Origin of the sequence: Blattabacterium cuenoti (assembly GCF_014252315.1) — a bacterium.
Taxonomy (GTDB): Bacteria; Bacteroidota; Bacteroidia; order Flavobacteriales; family Blattabacteriaceae; genus Blattabacterium; species Blattabacterium cuenoti_AI.
Genome location: NZ_CP059216.1, coordinates 29,408 through 46,930 on the forward strand (window position 1 = coordinate 29,408; position 17,523 = coordinate 46,930).

The following is a 17,523-nucleotide window of genomic DNA, read 5'->3' on the forward strand; positions in this document are numbered from 1 at the left end:
TTAATAATTTTTTAAACCCAGTTTTATATTTTGTACAAAAAATTAGCTATACAAACAATTATTTATTCTATAGGATTAATTTTACCAAAATTTATTAATTATATTTTTGTAAGATTTTTTACTTTTTCTTTAAAAAGAGAGGAATTTTCTATTTATACTGATATGTATGCTATATCTTTTTTGATTATAGGATTATTATCATTTGGATTAGAAAATACTTATTTCAGATTTTTATATAAAAAAAATTACAATAAAAATATAGTGTTTTCTACAGCTATGATTATACAATTATCAATTGTTTTTTCATTTTTTATTATTTTTATAAATTTTATAAAAAAATTTATTTCCATTACAGGATACTCTAATCATCCAGAATATATTATTATGTTTTTTTTAATAATATTTTTTGATACTATATGTATTCTTCCTATGGCCTGGATACGTATTAATGAAAAACCTTTTTTGTATACATTTATAAATATGATTGTAATGTTTATACAATCATTTTTTGTTGTTTATATGTTTTTTTGTTATAATAATTATCATAATCTAAATTTAGAAAATAAATATTATTTATTGAATATATTTAATATAATTAGTTCTTTTACAGATAAAATTGGTTATATATTTTTTTCTAATGTATTATCTTCTTTTATTAACTTTATATTAATAATTCCTATTATAATTCAGGAATTACAATTTTCTAATTTTAAAAAATCTGTGGCAAAAAAAATGATAAATTATAGTTTTTCTATTATGCTTGGAACTATAGCCTTTTCTATAAATGAAAATTTAGATAAAATTTTAATTAAAAGATGGGGTTCAGATGAAATTAATGGATCATATTCCGCATGTTATAAAATAGCTTCTTTTATGAGTATGTATACAAGAATGTTCAAATTAGGAATTGAACCATTTTTTTTTAAAAAATCTAAAGAATATAATGCAAAATGTTATTATGAAGATATTATTTATTTATTTATTTTATTTGGATTAATTTTTTATGTTTTAACATGTGGAAATATGTCTTGGGGAATAAATATTTTAATAAATAAAAAATATCATACAGCAATGCATATTATTCCTATAATTATGATGGCAAATTTATTTTTAGGTATATATACAAATTTATCAATATTTTATAAAATTATTGATAAACCTTTTATAGGAACTTATATATCATTAATAGGAGTAATAATTACATTTTTATTTAATATGATTTTTATATTACTTCCTAATAATAATTTTATAATACCTGCTTGGGGTACTTTTATATCTTATGGTTCTATGCTTTTTGTTATGTTTTTTTGGAGTAAAAAAAACTTTGGAAAAATTTTTTATAAAATAGAAAATATTTTAATTCATTTTTTAATAACAATTACTATTGTATACATAATGAATAGAAATTCTATTATAGAATTAAATTTTGTTATTCAATTATTATATTTGATATTCATTATATTTTTTGAAAAAAAAAGATTATTAACTTTAATAAAGTGAAAAATACTTCAAAACAAAAAAATTTTTTTCCAAAAATATTTTGTAATATAAATAATTCAATATCCATAGATTTTATGAATAGAAAATTAATTTCTACAGGACTTTATGTTTGTTCAAATTTTATTAAAAAATATCACTTTTTTATAAAAAAAATATTTGTAAATGCATTTTGTATAATTCATATTCAAAAAAATATGGGACTTAAAATAGTTATAATAAATATTATACCTGAAACAAAAACTATTATTAATTATAAAGAAAAAATAGTTATAATAGATATATTACCTATAATTAATATAAATTGGATAGAATCATCTATTTTGAACAAAAGTAAAAGAGGGGAAAATTGTTTTGGAAGTACTGGAATATAAAAAAAATATAAATGAAAATTTTAATTCCTATAGCTGGAAAAGCTTCTCGTCTATATCCTCATACATTATATACTCCTAAAGCTTTTTTATCCATTGTCGGAAAATCAATTTTAAAAAGATTACTAGATAACTTAACTGAGTTAATTAATTTTTTTTCTGTAAAAGAAATTATATTTATAATAAATAAAAATAAAATAAAAATAGAAGAAAAACTAAAAAAATTAACATATGATATAGGAATACGTTCAATTATATATTATCAAAAAAATCCATTAGGAACAGCTGATGCTATATTAAAAGCTAAAGATTCTCTAAATGGACCAATAATTATTATATTTTCTGATATACTTATTAATAAAATTTATTTCAAAGATAAAATAAATAAAAATTGTGAAAATATCATATGGACTAAAAAAGTTAAAAATCCTCATTCATTTGGTGTTGTAAAATGTAATACTAATGGAATAATTACAAATTTTGTAGAAAAACCTAAAAATTTTATTTCTAACATGGCTATTGTGGGACTTTATTATTTTAAAAATAGTCTTCTTTTAAAAAAAGAAATAGAATATATAATAAATAACAAAATAAAAAATAATAAAGAATATCAATTAACATTAGTATTAAACAATATGATAAAAAAAGGAGTAAAATTTTTTAATCAATCTGTTAAAAACTGGTTAGATTTTGGAAATAAAAAAAATATTATTTTATCAAATTCAAAAATATTATCAATGGAATTTAAAAATAAATCTAAGTTAATTCATAAAAAAACAATACTAAAAAATAGTATAATTATAAATCCATGTTACATAGAAAAAAATACAAAAATAGAAAATAGTGTTATAGGTCCATATGTGTCAATAGGAAAATTTACAACTATAAAAAATAGTAACATTAGAAATTCATTAATTCAAAACTATTCAAAAATTATTTTTTCTAATATGGAAAATAGTATAATAGGAAACCATACTACTTATAAATGTATATCTAAAGAAATAAATCTAGGAGATTATTCAACAATATTTTAAATATTTAAAATATTTTATTACATTTGTTGAATAAATTCCTATTTTTTTATTAATGGATTTTTATTGGATTCTTTTTATATTACTTGGAACTTTTGGAACTACAGAAATAGTAGTTATAGTTATTCTTGCACTTTTACTTTTCGGAGGAAAAAAAATACCAGAGTTAATGAAAGGATTGGGAACTGGTTTAAAAGAATTCAAAAAAGCTTCTGAATCTGATGAAGATTCACATTCACAACACAAATCTAACAATAACTCTGATACTGAGAAATAATTTTTTTCTAATTTTTTAAATATTTTTTTTAATAAATTTTTAATTATTTTTTAAAGTAAATAAAAATCTTATATAAATGACAATAACGAAAAATATTATGTTTTTCATGTTTATATTAAAAAGTTTATTTAGTTTATTAAAACCGTTTAATTATAATACAATACAATTAAAAAAATTTTTATATCTATATCAAAGAAATAAAAATAATGCTTTATCAGTAAAAAAAATAAATAAAAAAAATATAAGCAATATAAAAATAAAAAATTTTAAAAAATCAAAAAGTAAAAATATTCATTATAAAAATAAAATTGTTAAAAACAATAAAAAAAAACCAATTCTTAATATAAGTAGAAATGAATTAAAATCAAGATTATCTAAAATGAATGAAAAATCTAGAATTAGAATTTTCAATTATAATAATATTGTATATAATACTGTTATAAAGTATTTACATATGGAATCAAGATTGGAAAGTTTAATTTCATTAGCAAAATATTATTTTCCTTTGTTCGAAGAAAAATTAGAAAAATATAATTTACCAATAGAATTAAAATATTTAGCAATTATAGAATCCAGTTTAAATCCAATAATAACTTCTAAATCAGGAGCAAAAGGTATTTGGCAATTTATGCCTAAAACCGGAAAATTATACAATTTAAATGTTGTAAGAGATATTTATGATGAAAGAAGTGATCCTATTAAATCTACAGAAGCAGCTTGTCGTTATTTAAAATATTTACATAAAAATACAGGGAATTGGGAGTTAGCTTTAGCAGCTTATAATTCTGGTCCAGATATAGTTGTTAAAATTTTAAAACGTTATAGAAAAAAAAATTTTTGGTCTTTATGGAGACTCTTTCCAAAAGAAACACAATATTATGTTCCTAAATTCATTGCCATAAATTATATAATGAATTTTTATAAAAGCCATAATATGTTTCATGAAAATATTTATAAATATTTAAATCGTTATTATTCAGAATATATAATTAGAGAATCAATATTAATTCCTATAAAAAAAATAAAGAAAAAAATTACCATTATATCTTTTTCTGACATATTACGTCTTTATATTAAAGAATTAATAGGATCAACCTCTTATTATACTACCATAATACATATGGAATATTTTGATAAAATTTTTTTTCTAAGATTACCAAGAGATAAATTATCTATTTTGAAAAATAAAGAGATTATTCATGAAAATTAACTTTTCAATTTTTTGTATTATTAAGTATCAATTTATTTTATTATAATGATTCTTATGAAAGAAAAAATTGAACGAAAAAAAAAATTTCTAGATTCTGTATTAGAAAAAATGAATAAAATATATGGAAAAGGTACAGTAATGAAAATGGGAGATTCTAATTTAGATAATCTAGAAACTATATCTTCAGGATCAATAAGTTTAGACATTGCATTAGGAATAAAAGGACTACCAAAAGGTCGTATTATTGAGATATTTGGACCTGAATCATCAGGAAAAACTACATTAGCATTACATGCAATTACTCAATCTCAAAAATTAGGTGGATTTGCTAGTTTTATTGATGCTGAACATGCTTTCGATTGTTTTTATGCAGAAAAAATAGGAGTTAACATAAAAGAACTAATTATATCTCAACCGGATAATGGAGAACAAGCTTTAGAAATAGTAGATAATTTAATTAGATCTGAAGTAATAGATATAATAGTAGTAGATTCTGTTGCAGCTTTAACTCCAAAAAGTGAAATAGAAGGAGAAATGGGGGATTCAAAAATAGGATTACAAGCTAGATTGATGTCACAAGCTTTAAGAAAATTAACTTCTAGTATAGGAAAATCTAATAGTATTTTGATATTTATTAATCAATTAAGAGAAAAAATAGGAGTATATGGAAATCCAGAAGTAACTACAGGAGGAAACGCTTTGAAATTTTATTCATCTATAAGATTAGATATAAGAAAGGGAATTCAAATTAAAAATGGAGAAAAAATATTAGGAAATAGAACTAGAGTAAAAGTAGTAAAAAATAAATTATCTACTCCTTTTAAAATAGCTGAATTTGATATTATATATGGTGAAGGGATCTCAAAAGCAGGAGAAATATTAGATCTTGGAGTAGACTTAGGTATTATTAAAAAAAATGGATCTTGGTTTAGTTATGGAAATACTAGATTAGGACAAGGAAGAGATTCTGTAAAAGAATTTTTAAAAAATGATAAGAACACAATGAACAATATATACAAAAATATAATAAAATTTTAATATATAAATAAATGAAAATTACTTTTTTAGGTACTGGAAATTCTATTGGTATTCCTATTATTGGATCTAAACATCCTGTTTGTTTATCAAATAATTCAAAAGACAAAAGATTAAGAAGTTCAATTATAATTGAAATAAACAATAAATATTTTTTAATAGATTGTAGTCCAGATTTTAGATATCAAATGTTAAAAAATAATTATAATAAAATAGATGCTATTTTGATTACTCATGAACATTATGATCACATAGGAGGATTAGAAGATATTAGACCAATTAATAATAAAAATAATAAAGAATTTATATCTATTCCAATATATAGTTCACAAAGGGTATTAGAAAATATAAAAAAAAGACTTTTTTATATTTATAATAAAAAAACAAATATTATAAAAGTAAATTTATTAAAAATAGAAAAAAATTATAATTGTTTTTCAATTTTAAATGAAAAAGTATATCCATTATTTATATGGCACGGATTACTTCCAATATTAGGATTTCGTATAAAAAATTTTGCATATATAATAGATGCAAGTTTCATACCAAATTCTACTATTAGAAAACTAAATGGATTGGATATATTGATTTTAAATATTTTTAAAAAAAAACATAACAAAAATATTATTTCATTTTCTAATTTATTTTCACAAACTTTAAAATTTATTCGTACTATTCGTCCTAAAAAAGTTTATTTAACACATATTAGTAACACATTTGGATTTCATGAAAAAATACAAAAAAATTTACCTAAAAATATTTACTTAGCTTATGATGGGTTAATTATCTGATTTGTATAATAAAATTTATAAAATAACATATGCAATTTTTTAAAAAAATATTGTTTTCTACTAAAACAACTGCTATTTTATTTTTGTCATTATCTATATCAATGGCTTTTGCTACTTTTATAGAAAATAAATATTCTACCAATATAGCAAAAACATTTATATATGAATCCACTTGGTTTGAAATATTAATATTAATAATTATATTAAACTTAATTGGAAATATATATAAATATAAACTTTGGAATAAAAAAAAAATACCAATTTTAATTTTTCATTTATCATTCATAATTATTTTTATAGGAGGATTTTTATCTAGATATTTTAGTAATGAAGGAACAATTTATTTAAGAAAAGGATTTATAAATAATAAAGTTTTTTCTAATAAAAATTATATAAAAATTGGAATAAATTATAAAAATAAAAAAAAACTTTATTACGAACCTTATAATTTATCTTATTTAAATAAGAATTATGAAAATAAATTTTTTATTGATGAAAAAAATTTATTAAAAATAAAAATAATAAATTATATACCATGTGCAAAAATATTCATTTCAAAAAAAAATCCAATTGAAAAAATAATAAAAATTATTTCTATAAATGAAGGAGAAAGAATAGAATCATTTATTGAAAATAAAAAATTTCTTAAAATAAACAATATTTATTTTTCATTAAACAAAAATAATAAAAATGGAATAAAAATTTTTGAAAAAGAAGGAAAAACATATATAAAATCTACATTTCCAATTAAACGTGTTGATATGATAAATGGAAAACATTTTTTTATAAATAAAAATAAAACTAATATTTTAAAAAAAAAATGTTTATACGAAACTTATATTAATTCTAAAAAAAAAATTTATTGGGTAATACCTGAAGGTATTATAAAAGGAGAACTAAAATATGTTAAATCTTGTAAAAAAGAGGATGAAAAAAATACATCAAATATTTTTTATATTACAGCTAATATTTTTTTTCATGATAAAAATAGAATAATTAATTTTATTGGAAAAAAAAATAATATAAAAATGAGTTTACCAATTACTATTGATAATTACAAAATATCTATAGGATATGGCTCTATATATTGGGATCTTCCTTTTTATTTAAGTTTAAATAACTTTATTGTAAAAAATTACCCAGGATCTGATTTCCCATCTTATTATACTAGCAATTTAACATTGAAAGATAATAACATTAGTAAAAATTATACTATATATATGAATAAAATTTTAAAATATAAAGGATATAGACTTTTTCAATCTGGATATGATCCAGATAAAAAAGGTACACATATTATTGTTAATAATGATTGGATAGGAACTATTTTTTCTTACGTAGGATATTTGTTTATGATTATTGGAATGTTATTTACAATATTTTGTAAAGGATCTAGATTTAATTATCTTAAAAATAAATTAAAACACTATGGAAATTAATAAAAAAAATTTCTATTTTATATTTTTCATATTATTATCAATCAGTAATTTTATATATTCTAATCCATTACATAAACATAATAAAATTAACAACAATAGTAATAATGATATACATAAAAGAAACTATTATGATATAAAAAATATTTACGATTATGTTAATATATCTAAAAAACATGCAGATAATTTTGGTAGAATATTAGTTCAAGATTATAATGGTAGAATTAAACCAATTAATACTATTGCTGTTGAATTATTAAGAAAAATTTATAAAAAAGATTATATAGGAAATATAAATGCTAATCAATGGTTTATATCAATTCATCAAGATAATGTTTTTTGGATGAAAGTTCCTTTTATAAGGATAGAAAAAAATGTAATAAATGAATTATCTAAAAAAATTAATATATATGATAAAAAAAATTATGTATCATTAATGGATTTTTATACAATAGATCCAATAACATTAAAATTAAAATTTGTTTTACAGGATGATTATGAAAAATCTTTTTCTAAAGATCCATCAGATAGAAACGAATATGAAAAATCTATTATTCGTGTTATTGAAAGAGTTGGAATTATACATGGAATTTTTCAAGGAAAATATATTAGAATTTTTCCAATACCAAACGATATAAATCAAACTTGGTCTAGTTGGATTAGACCAGACAATAAAAAACTAAATCCTTCAGGTTTTATTATGTTTAGTGAATATTTAAAATCTTTATTTAATTCTCAAATTAAAAAAGATTGGAAAATAGCTGATAAAGAATTAAATAAAATAAAATATTATCAAAATAAATATGCTAAATCTATTTTACCTACAGAAAAAAAAATATCTGCGGAAATTTTTTATAACAAAATAAATATATTCTATTATTTGATATTTTTATATGCTATTATAGGAGGTTTTATTACTTTAAATTCATTTTTAAAAATATTTATAAAAAAAAAATATATTTTATTTTTTAACAAAATATTATCTTTTATTTTATTTTTTTTATTTATTTCTAATTTTTTAGGATTAATTACTAGATGGTATATTTCTAATCATGCACCATGGACTAATGGATATGAATCTACTGTTTTTATAAGCTTTTGTGTTTCAGGAACCGGTTTTTTATTCTATAGAAATTCATTTATACTAGGATTAACCTCTTTAATTTCATCCATTTTATTAATGATTGCTCATGGAAATATAATGGATCCAGAAATAACAAATTTAGTTCCAGTTTTAAAATCTTTTTGGCTTATCATACATGTAGCAACAATAACATTAAGTTATGGATTTTTTATTACGGGAGCTTTATTAGGTTTTTTAGTATTAATTTTTTGTATTATAAAAAAATGTTTTCCTATTAAAAAACTTGAGATTTCAACACAAATATACAAATTAACTATAATTAATGAAATGTGTCTCATTATAGGTATATTTTTATTAACTATAGGAACAATATTAGGAGCTATATGGGCTAATAATAGTTGGGGAAGATATTGGAGTTGGGATCCTAAAGAAACATGGGCTCTTATTAGTATAATGATTTATGCATTTGTATTACATACACGTCTAATTTCATTTATGAAAAATAAAGTTATTTTCAATTTTTTAAGTGTATTATCTATAATTTCTATAATTATGACTTATTTTGGAGTAAATTACTATTTATCTGGACTTCATTCTTATGCAAAAGGAGATTCTATATATATTTCAAATTGTATATATTATGGATTAATAATTTTATTTATTATTTCTGGTATTGCATATTTTTTAGAGGAAAAATATAAAAAAGAAAAATTATTTTAAAATAATTATACGGTGAGTATTTATTCTTTTTTTTTCGAAAAAAATAAAAATAATAAAAAAAATAAATTAATAAATAAAATAAAAATTTTTTTTAGATATAAAGATGCATTAGGTAATCTTTATTTTATAAAACGTTTGTTAATTTTTTTTTTAGGATATATTTCTTACAATAAATGTAATGGATTCAATGATCTTAAATTAGAAGGTACTGAAAATATTAAAAATCTTCCTGATAAAAAAGTATTATTTATATCAAACCATCAAACATATTTTATAGACGTATTTGCAATGTTTCATGTTTTTTTTAGCGTAAAAAATGGTTTTATAAAAAATGTTAACAATCCAATATATCTTTTCAATCCAAAACTAAATTTATATTATGTAGCAGCTAAAGAAACTATGAAAAGTAGTTTCTTATCAAAAATATTTGTTTACTTAGGAGGAATTACCGTAAAAAGAGTGTGGAAAGAAAAAAATAAAAAAATGAATAGATTATTATCTGAAATAAATCTAATGGGTAAAGCTTTAAATGATGGATGGTTAATTACTTTTCCACAAGGAACTACAAAAGAGTTTTCTCCTGGAAGAAGAGGAATTGTTCATGTTATAAAAAAATATAATCCTATTGTAGTTCCAATAGTAATAAACGGATTTAAAGATGCTTATGATAAAAAAGGAATAAAAATAAAAAAAAAAGGAATTATACAAAAAATGAAAATTAAAAATCCTGTTCAATTAAATATAAAAAATGAAAATGTAAATAATATCATGGATAAAATAATGGATTCAATAGAACAATCTGATAAATATAAAAAATAATAAGTAATAGATTAATAAAAAATTATATAAAACAACAGATGGAATATAAAATAATAAAAAATACATTTATTAACTTCTTTAAAAGAAAAAAACATGAAATTTTTCCTTCTTTTCCTATATATTTAGAAAATGATTCTTCAAATTTATTTGTTAATTCAGGAATGAATCCATTTAAAGATTATTTTTTAGGATATAAAAAATCAAATTATACTAGAATTGTTAACATACAAAAATGTCTTAGAGTTACTGGAAAACATAATGATTTTGAACAAGTAGGATATGATAATTATCATCATACAATGTTTGAAATGATGGGAAATTGGTCGTTTGGAGATTATTCTAGAGAAAAAGCTATAGAATGGGCCTGGGATTTATTAGTCAATGTTTATAATATACCAAAAAATGATATTTATGTAACTATTTTTATAGGAGATAAAAAAGATAAATTATCCTTAGACAAAGAAACATTAAAATTTTGGAATCTTTTAGTTCATAAAGATCATATTCTTTTCTTTGGAAAAGAACATAATTTTTGGGAAATGGGAGAACATGGTCCATGTGGTCCTTGTACAGAAATACATATAGATTTAAGAAATAATTTAGAAAAAAATGATATTAATGGAAAAAAATTAATAAATAAAAATCATCCAAAAGTAATAGAACTATGGAACATAGTTTTTATAGAATATACAAGAAATATAAATAATATATTAAAACCTCTTTCTATAAAACATGTAGATACAGGAATGGGTATAGAAAGATTATGTATGGTTTTACAAAAAAAAAATTCTAGTTATGAAACTGATATTTTTTATCCTATAATATGTAACATAAAAGAACAAATAAATTTTAATAAAAATTTAAATAAAAATCAAAATATATCTGTACAAATAATAGCTGATCACTTAAGAGCTATTATATTTTCTATATTTGATGGTATTTGTCCATCAAATAATAAAGCTGGATATGTAATAAGAAAAATTTTAAGAAGAGCCTTTGTTCATGCTAATTTATTTTTAGGTATAAAAGAATCCTTCATATATAAATTTGTTTTTCCTTTTATAGAAGGAATGAAAAAAAATTTTCCTGAATTAGAATGTAAAAAAAAATATATATATAATATAATAAAATCAGAAGAAATTTCATTTATAAATATCATTAAAAGTGGAACTAAAAAGATATATAATATTATTAATAATGCTAAAAAAAATAATAAAAAAATTATTAGTGGAGAAAAGATATTTAAATTATATGATACTTATGGATTTCCTATAGAAATATCAAAAATTATAATTAATAATAATAATCTATTGATAGATGAAAATACATTTCATAAAAAACTATTAGAACAAAAAGAAAAATCTAAAAAATATAATAATAAAGTTTTTATTAAAGATTCTTGGATTCAAGTCTATAATAATTATGATGAGAATATATTTATAGGATATAATGATCTTAATTGTTTTTGTTATATTAAGAAATATAGAAAATCTATAAAAAATTCAACAAATTATTATTATGAATTAGTTCTTACAAAAACACCTTTTTATCCTGAGGGTGGAGGACAAATTGGAGATACTGGTATTTTATCAAATAATGATGAAGAAATTCATATTATTGATACAAAAAAAGAAAATTCTAATATTATTCATATTACAAAAAAATTACCTAATAATATATATTCTTCTTTTAAATCTCATGTTAATAAAAATAGAAGAATAAATATAGAAAAAAATCATACATCTACTCATTTATTAAATTTTGTTTTAAAAAAAATATTGAGTAATGATATAAAACAAAAAGGATCTTATGTATGTGATGATTATCTAAGATTTGATTTTTCTTATAATAAAAAAATTGATAATGAAAAATTAATAGAAATAGAAAATTGTGTTCAAGAATTAATTTATAATAATCTTTCATTAAAGGAAATAGAATTTTCCTCATTAAAAGAAGCTAAAAAATATAAAGATATTTTAATTATTAATCAACAAAAATATTTTAAAGAAAAGAAAATTCGTATTGTTTCTTTTGGAGATTCTCATGAACTTTGTATTGGAACACATACAAAAAGTACTGGCCTAATACATTTATTTAAGATTATATCAGAAAGTTCTGTTTCATATGGAATAAGAAGAATTAAGGCTGTTACATCAAAACATGCTATACAGTTTATAAATAAAATTTATTATGAATATAATGATTTAAAAAGATATTTGAATTATTATAAAAATCCTATAATAAAAAAAATTATAGATATAAAAAATAAATATATAGATGCTAAAAAAGAGATATCTAAATTTTATTCATCTAAAATAGATGATATAAAAAATAATTATATAAAAAAAATAAAAAAATTAAATTATATAAAATATGTGTGTGAATTTTATACTGATTCAACATATGTTCAATATTTGAATCAGGAAATAATAAAAAAAATTGGAATAGATTTAATTAAAATATATTCTAATTTTTTTATGTTTACTGGATTTATAAAAAAAGATAAATATTTCATATTTATATTTATTACAAATGATATAATTCAAAATAAAAATGTTAATGCTCATAAAATAATGGATGAAATAACAGATAAAAAATGTTCCAAATTATGGGGAAATAAAAATTTTTCTATGGCTATTGGAAATAATTTATATGAAACAAATATTTTTTTATTAAAAATAAAAAAATATATAAAAAATATATTTTCATGATTATAAAGAATTATGTACTAACTATTTAAATTTGAATTATAAAATATGAATGAAAATTTTTCTTTTTTGAACGATATTCATTTTGTAGAATATTTATATAAAAAATATAAAAAAAATCAAAATTTAGTAGAATTAAGTTGGATAAACTTTTTCAAAGGATTTGATTTTGGAAAAAAAGTTTACAGTAAAAATAGAAATAATGAAAAAAAATGTATTGATTCAATAATACAAAAAGAAATTTCTGTATTTAATTTAATTCAATTCTATAAAAACTATGGGCATTTACTCGCAAATACAAATCCATTAATATCCAATAAAAAAAATCAAAATTTTATATTAAAAAAATTTGGATTATCTAATAAAGATTTAGAAAAAACTTTTTTAGTAGGAAAATTAATAAATGATAAAAAAAATTTATTAAAAGACATAATAATTTTTTTAGAAAATACTTTTTGTAAGTCTATTGGAATAGAGTATACATATATATCAGATTATGTTAAAACAAACTGGATAGAAACTCATTTAAAAAAAATGAATTCTAAATCTTTTTCTATAAATGAAAAAAGATTTTTTTTAAAAAAATTAAATCATGCTGTTATATTTGAAAAATATATTCATAATAAATTTATAGGACAAAAAAGATTTTCTTTAGAAGGAAATGAATCTATTTTACCTATGTTAGAATATATGATAGAATATTCTTGTAATAATTATTACACTAGAGAATTTATAATAGGTATGGCTCATAGAGGCCGTTTAAATATATTATCGAATTTATTACAAAAAGAATTTCATCATATATTTAATGAATTTTATGGAAAAAAATATATAGATACATTATTTTCTGGTGATGTTAAATATCATTTAGGATATCATTATACAAAAAAAAATCATAATGTAAATAAAAATATTGATATATATCTACTTCCAAATCCTTCTCATTTAGAATCTATTACTCCAATATTAGAAGGAGTAACACGTGCAAAAATAGATATTTTTCATAATAAAGAAATAAATAAGGTTATTCCCATACTTATTCATGGTGATGCATCTATATCTGGTCAAGGAATTATATATGAAGTTTTACAATTATCTAAATTAGAAGGGTATAAAACAGGTGGAACAATTCATATAATAATTAATAATCAAATAGGATTTACTACAAATAGTGTTGAAGGTCGTTCTAGTTATTATTGTACAGATATTGCAAAAATTGTTTCTTCTCCTGTTTTACATGTTAATGCTGATGATATAGAATCTGTTGTAAAATCAATTTGTTTTGCTATAGATTTTAGAATGAAATATAAAGAAGATATTTTTATAGATTTAATAGGGTACAGAAGACATGGACACAATGAAGGAGATGATCCAAGGTTTACACAACCAATTATGTATAATAAAATATCTTCTCATCCAAATTCATATTGTATATACAAAAATATATTAAAAAAAGATAATATTATAGATAATATTTATTTAAAATCTATAGAGGAAAAATATATTAATTTACTTAATAAAGAATATGAAAAATCAAAATATATTAAATGTAATATTTTAAATTCTTTTTTAAAAAAAGAATGGATAGATTATCCAATCATTTTTGAAAAAAAATTGATGTTAAAAAATGTAAATACAAAATTTTCTAAAGAAAAAATAATAGAAATATCAAAAAAAATATTTACTCTTCCTAAAGAAAAAATTTTTTTTAAAAAAATAAAATCTTTGTTTAAAAAAAGATTAACAATGATTGAAAATAATTTGATAGATTGGAGTATGGCAGAATTATTATCTTATGGAACTCTATTATATGAAGGTTTTTCTATTAGAATTTCAGGAGAAGATATAGCAAGAGGAACATTTTCTCAACGTCATATTATTGTAAAAACAGAAGAAGAAGAAAATATAATTATATTAAATTCTTTAGAAAAAAAACAAGGAAAAATTGAAGTATATAATTCTCCACTTTCAGAATATGGAGTATTAGGTTTTGACTATGGTTATGGAATGATTTCTCCTAATACTTTAACTTTATGGGAAGCACAATTTGGAGATTTTAGTAATGGAGCTCAAATAATAATAGATCAATATATAGTTTCTGGAGAAACTAAATGGAAAATACAAAATGGAATTGTATTACTATTACCTCATGGATATGAAGGCCAAGGTCCTGAACATTCATCTGCTAGAATAGAAAGATATATACAACTTTGTGCTAATAATAATATTTTTTTGGCAAATTGTACTTTTCCAGCAAATTTTTATCATTTATTAAGAAGACAAATGAAATTAAAATTTCGAAAACCTTTAATAGTATTTACTCCAAAAAGTCTACTTAGAAATGAAAAATGCATGTCATCTATAGATGATTTATCTGAAGGATCTTTTATAGATATTGTTGATGATAATCTAATATCAAATAAAAATGAAATAAAAAGGTTAATATTATGTTCTGGAAAAATATATTATGATTTACTTGATAAAAAAAAATATATTAAAAATTATACAATAGCGATAATAAGAATAGAACAAATATATCCATTAAATATAGAAAAAATAAAAAATATCATAAATAAATATAATAAAAAAACAGAAGTAGTTTGGGTTCAAGAAGAACCAAAAAATATGGGATTATGGAAATATATATTGAATAATATGAAAAATATTATAGATATTGATGTAATTTCTCCATGTGAAAATTCTAGTCCTTCTGTTGGTTCTTATAGTAATTTTTTCGAAATTCAAAATGAAATATTAGAAAAAGCTTTTATTTTTAAATAATTAAAACTTTAGTATTTATGATAACAGAAATAAAAATCCCTTCTCCTGGAGAATCTATATTAGAAGTAGAAATATCTTCTATTTTAGTTAAAAATGGAGATTATGTAAATAAAGGACAAATTATTGCTGAAATAGATTCAGATAAAGCTACATTGGAAATATCTTCAGAAGAAGAAGGAATAATAAAATTATTAGTAAAAGAAGGTGACAAGGTTAATGTTGGAGATACTTTTTGTATAATTAAACATTATAATAATATAAAAAAAATTATTAGAAAAGAAAAAAACAAAAAAGAAAAAAAAAATAATAAAATATTTGCTTCTCCATCTGCAAAAAAAATTATAAGAGAAAAAAGTATTTCTGTAGAAAAAATAAAAGGAACAGGTAAAAATGGAATGATTACAAAAAAAGATTGTATAAAACATTATATAGAAAAAAATGATATAAAAAATCAATATTCAGAATATTATGATAAAAAAGAAGAAAGAAAAGAAATTATAATTCCTTTATCTTCGTTAAGAAGGAAACTTTCTGAAAGATTAGTTTCTATAAAAAATAAAACAGCAATGTTAACTACTTTTAATGAAGTTAACATGAAAGAAGTAATTTTATTAAGAAACAAATACAAAGAAATTTTTAAAAAAAAACATGGAATTAAATTAGGATTTATGTCTTTTTTTACTACTGCATGTGTTAAGTCTTTAAAAAAATATCCAGATGTAAATTCTATAATATATAACGAAAAAAAAATAAGTTATAATTATGTAGATATTAGTATAGCAATATCTGGACCAAAAGGACTTATGGTTCCAGTAATAAAAAATGCTAATAAATTATTATCCTTTGATAAAATAGAAAAAGAAATAAATAGATTATCCAATAAAGTACATAATGGAACTATTTCTATCGAAGATATGAAAGGAGGAACATTTACCATAACAAATGGCGGTATATTTGGATCAATGCTTTCCACTCCAATTATAAATCCTCCACAAAGTGCTATTTTAGGTATGCATAAAATTACAGAAAGACCTACTGTAGTTAATAATTCTATTAAAATATGTCCTATAATGTATTTAGCATTATCTTATGATCATAGAATAATAGATGGAAAAGAATCTGTAGGATTTTTATCTTATATAAAAAATTTAATAGAAAATCCTATAAAATTATTAATGGAAAATAATGTATTGAAAATACTAAATTTATAATTTTTTTCTAAAAAAAGTATTTTGAATATTACTTGTATTTATTTTTTTTATTTGTTTTTTTATAATTTGTATTTGATTTTGTAATATTCCAGATACATCCATTTTTTTTGCTTCAGATAAAAGATTTTCCGCTTGTTTTTTATCTCCTTTTGATAATGATATAATTGCTAAATTTAATTTAGCAATAGCTATATTTTGTTTAAATTTTAATCCACAATATAATGCTTTTTTCATATAAAATTCCGATTTATTCATATTTTTTTCTAAAAAAAGAATTCCATTTAAAAAATAAAAATAAGCTATTTGTTGTTTAATAAGTTGTAATTTAGGGTTTTTAATATATCCTAAATATTTTTTAAGCCCTTTCATATCTTTTTTACCAACTTTAATAATTGCTATTAATAAAAATTCATTTCTAAATATAAAAAAAATAGTAATTAAACTAATTAATATAGATATTGTTCCTAGAAAATAATTTTTTTTAATAAAAAATAAGAATATAGATAATAAAAATAATATAATAAATATTATTAATTTTATACGTATACTCAT

Annotated in this window: 14 protein-coding genes; 13 read left to right on the plus strand and 1 reads right to left on the minus strand. The window is 19.4% G+C overall.

Translation table 11 applies throughout. The annotated features are described in order from the left end of the window. Positions 1-30 precede the first annotated feature (30 nt). The 13 genes from H0H39_RS00140 to odhB all read left to right on the plus strand — a co-directional run bounded on the left by H0H39_RS00140 (position 31) and on the right by odhB (position 16,971). Positions 31-1,500: a lipopolysaccharide biosynthesis protein gene (locus H0H39_RS00140; RefSeq protein WP_185877393.1), complete on the plus strand. Its 1,470-nt coding sequence runs from the start codon at positions 31-33 to the stop codon at positions 1,498-1,500. Further along, positions 1,497-1,871, plus strand: coding sequence for a dUTP diphosphatase (locus H0H39_RS00145; RefSeq protein ID WP_238785651.1), 375 nt, complete (start codon positions 1,497-1,499; stop codon positions 1,869-1,871). Before H0H39_RS00140 ends, H0H39_RS00145 begins: the two co-directional genes overlap by 4 nt. Positions 1,872-1,882: 11 nt before the next feature. After that, positions 1,883-2,902 carry a sugar phosphate nucleotidyltransferase gene (locus H0H39_RS00150; RefSeq protein WP_185877394.1) on the plus strand — a complete coding sequence of 340 codons (1,020 nt, stop codon included), beginning with the start codon at positions 1,883-1,885 and terminating at the stop codon, positions 2,900-2,902. Between the two features lie 52 nt (positions 2,903-2,954). Then, positions 2,955-3,176, plus strand: a complete 222-nt coding sequence (locus tag H0H39_RS00155) for a Sec-independent protein translocase subunit TatA/TatB (RefSeq protein ID WP_185877395.1) — start codon at positions 2,955-2,957, stop codon at positions 3,174-3,176. Between the two features lie 76 nt (positions 3,177-3,252). Then, entirely contained in the window at positions 3,253-4,386 is a 1,134-nt protein-coding gene (locus H0H39_RS00160) for a lytic transglycosylase domain-containing protein (RefSeq protein WP_185877396.1), read from the plus strand. A gap of 54 nt (positions 4,387-4,440) precedes the next feature. Then, entirely contained in the window at positions 4,441-5,424 is a 984-nt protein-coding gene (gene recA, locus H0H39_RS00165) for a recombinase RecA (RefSeq protein ID WP_394798439.1), read from the plus strand. 11 nt (positions 5,425-5,435) lie between these two features. Beyond that, positions 5,436-6,212, plus strand: a complete 777-nt coding sequence (locus H0H39_RS00170; RefSeq protein WP_185877398.1) for an MBL fold metallo-hydrolase — start codon at positions 5,436-5,438, stop codon at positions 6,210-6,212. 29 nt (positions 6,213-6,241) lie between these two features. Beyond that, a complete protein-coding gene (locus tag H0H39_RS02905; protein WP_238785652.1) occupies positions 6,242-7,651 on the plus strand; it encodes a cytochrome c biogenesis protein ResB in 1,410 nt (469 codons plus the stop codon). After that, positions 7,641-9,452, plus strand: coding sequence for a cytochrome c biogenesis protein (locus tag H0H39_RS02910; protein ID WP_238785653.1), 1,812 nt, complete (start codon positions 7,641-7,643; stop codon positions 9,450-9,452). Before H0H39_RS02905 ends, H0H39_RS02910 begins: the two co-directional genes overlap by 11 nt. Positions 9,453-9,530: 78 nt before the next feature. Then, positions 9,531-10,271: a lysophospholipid acyltransferase family protein gene (locus H0H39_RS00180; protein WP_185877613.1), complete on the plus strand. Its 741-nt coding sequence runs from the start codon at positions 9,531-9,533 to the stop codon at positions 10,269-10,271. A gap of 38 nt (positions 10,272-10,309) precedes the next feature. Continuing rightward, positions 10,310-12,982, plus strand: coding sequence for an alanine--tRNA ligase (gene alaS, locus H0H39_RS00185; protein WP_185877399.1), 2,673 nt, complete (start codon positions 10,310-10,312; stop codon positions 12,980-12,982). Positions 12,983-13,027: 45 nt separating this feature from the next. Continuing rightward, positions 13,028-15,760 (plus strand): 2-oxoglutarate dehydrogenase E1 component, encoded by a 2,733-nt coding sequence (locus H0H39_RS00190; RefSeq protein ID WP_185877400.1) that lies wholly within the window; start codon positions 13,028-13,030, stop codon positions 15,758-15,760. A 17-nt stretch (positions 15,761-15,777) separates the two neighbouring features. Beyond that, a complete protein-coding gene (odhB, locus tag H0H39_RS00195) occupies positions 15,778-16,971 on the plus strand; it encodes a 2-oxoglutarate dehydrogenase complex dihydrolipoyllysine-residue succinyltransferase (protein ID WP_185877401.1) in 1,194 nt (397 codons plus the stop codon). On the opposite strand, the gene H0H39_RS00200 is transcribed toward odhB, so the two are convergent. After that, positions 16,966-17,523, minus strand: a complete 558-nt coding sequence (locus H0H39_RS00200; protein ID WP_185877402.1) for a hypothetical protein — start codon at positions 17,521-17,523, stop codon at positions 16,966-16,968. The genes odhB and H0H39_RS00200 overlap by 6 nt on opposite strands.

Coding starts and splice junctions, on each gene's coding strand:
- H0H39_RS00200 (WP_185877402.1), bottom strand. CDS start 17,523: ATGAGTATACGTATAAAATTAATAATATTTATTATATTATTTTTATTA.
- H0H39_RS02905 (WP_238785652.1), top strand. CDS start 6,242: ATGCAATTTTTTAAAAAAATATTGTTTTCTACTAAAACAACTGCTATT.
- H0H39_RS00150 (WP_185877394.1), top strand. CDS start 1,883: ATGAAAATTTTAATTCCTATAGCTGGAAAAGCTTCTCGTCTATATCCT.
- odhB (WP_185877401.1), top strand. CDS start 15,778: ATGATAACAGAAATAAAAATCCCTTCTCCTGGAGAATCTATATTAGAA.
- alaS (WP_185877399.1), top strand. CDS start 10,310: ATGGAATATAAAATAATAAAAAATACATTTATTAACTTCTTTAAAAGA.
- H0H39_RS00190 (WP_185877400.1), top strand. CDS start 13,028: ATGAATGAAAATTTTTCTTTTTTGAACGATATTCATTTTGTAGAATAT.
- H0H39_RS00155 (WP_185877395.1), top strand. CDS start 2,955: ATGGATTTTTATTGGATTCTTTTTATATTACTTGGAACTTTTGGAACT.
- H0H39_RS00160 (WP_185877396.1), top strand. CDS start 3,253: ATGACAATAACGAAAAATATTATGTTTTTCATGTTTATATTAAAAAGT.
- H0H39_RS00170 (WP_185877398.1), top strand. CDS start 5,436: ATGAAAATTACTTTTTTAGGTACTGGAAATTCTATTGGTATTCCTATT.
- H0H39_RS02910 (WP_238785653.1), top strand. CDS start 7,641: ATGGAAATTAATAAAAAAAATTTCTATTTTATATTTTTCATATTATTA.
- recA (WP_394798439.1), top strand. CDS start 4,441: ATGAAAGAAAAAATTGAACGAAAAAAAAAATTTCTAGATTCTGTATTA.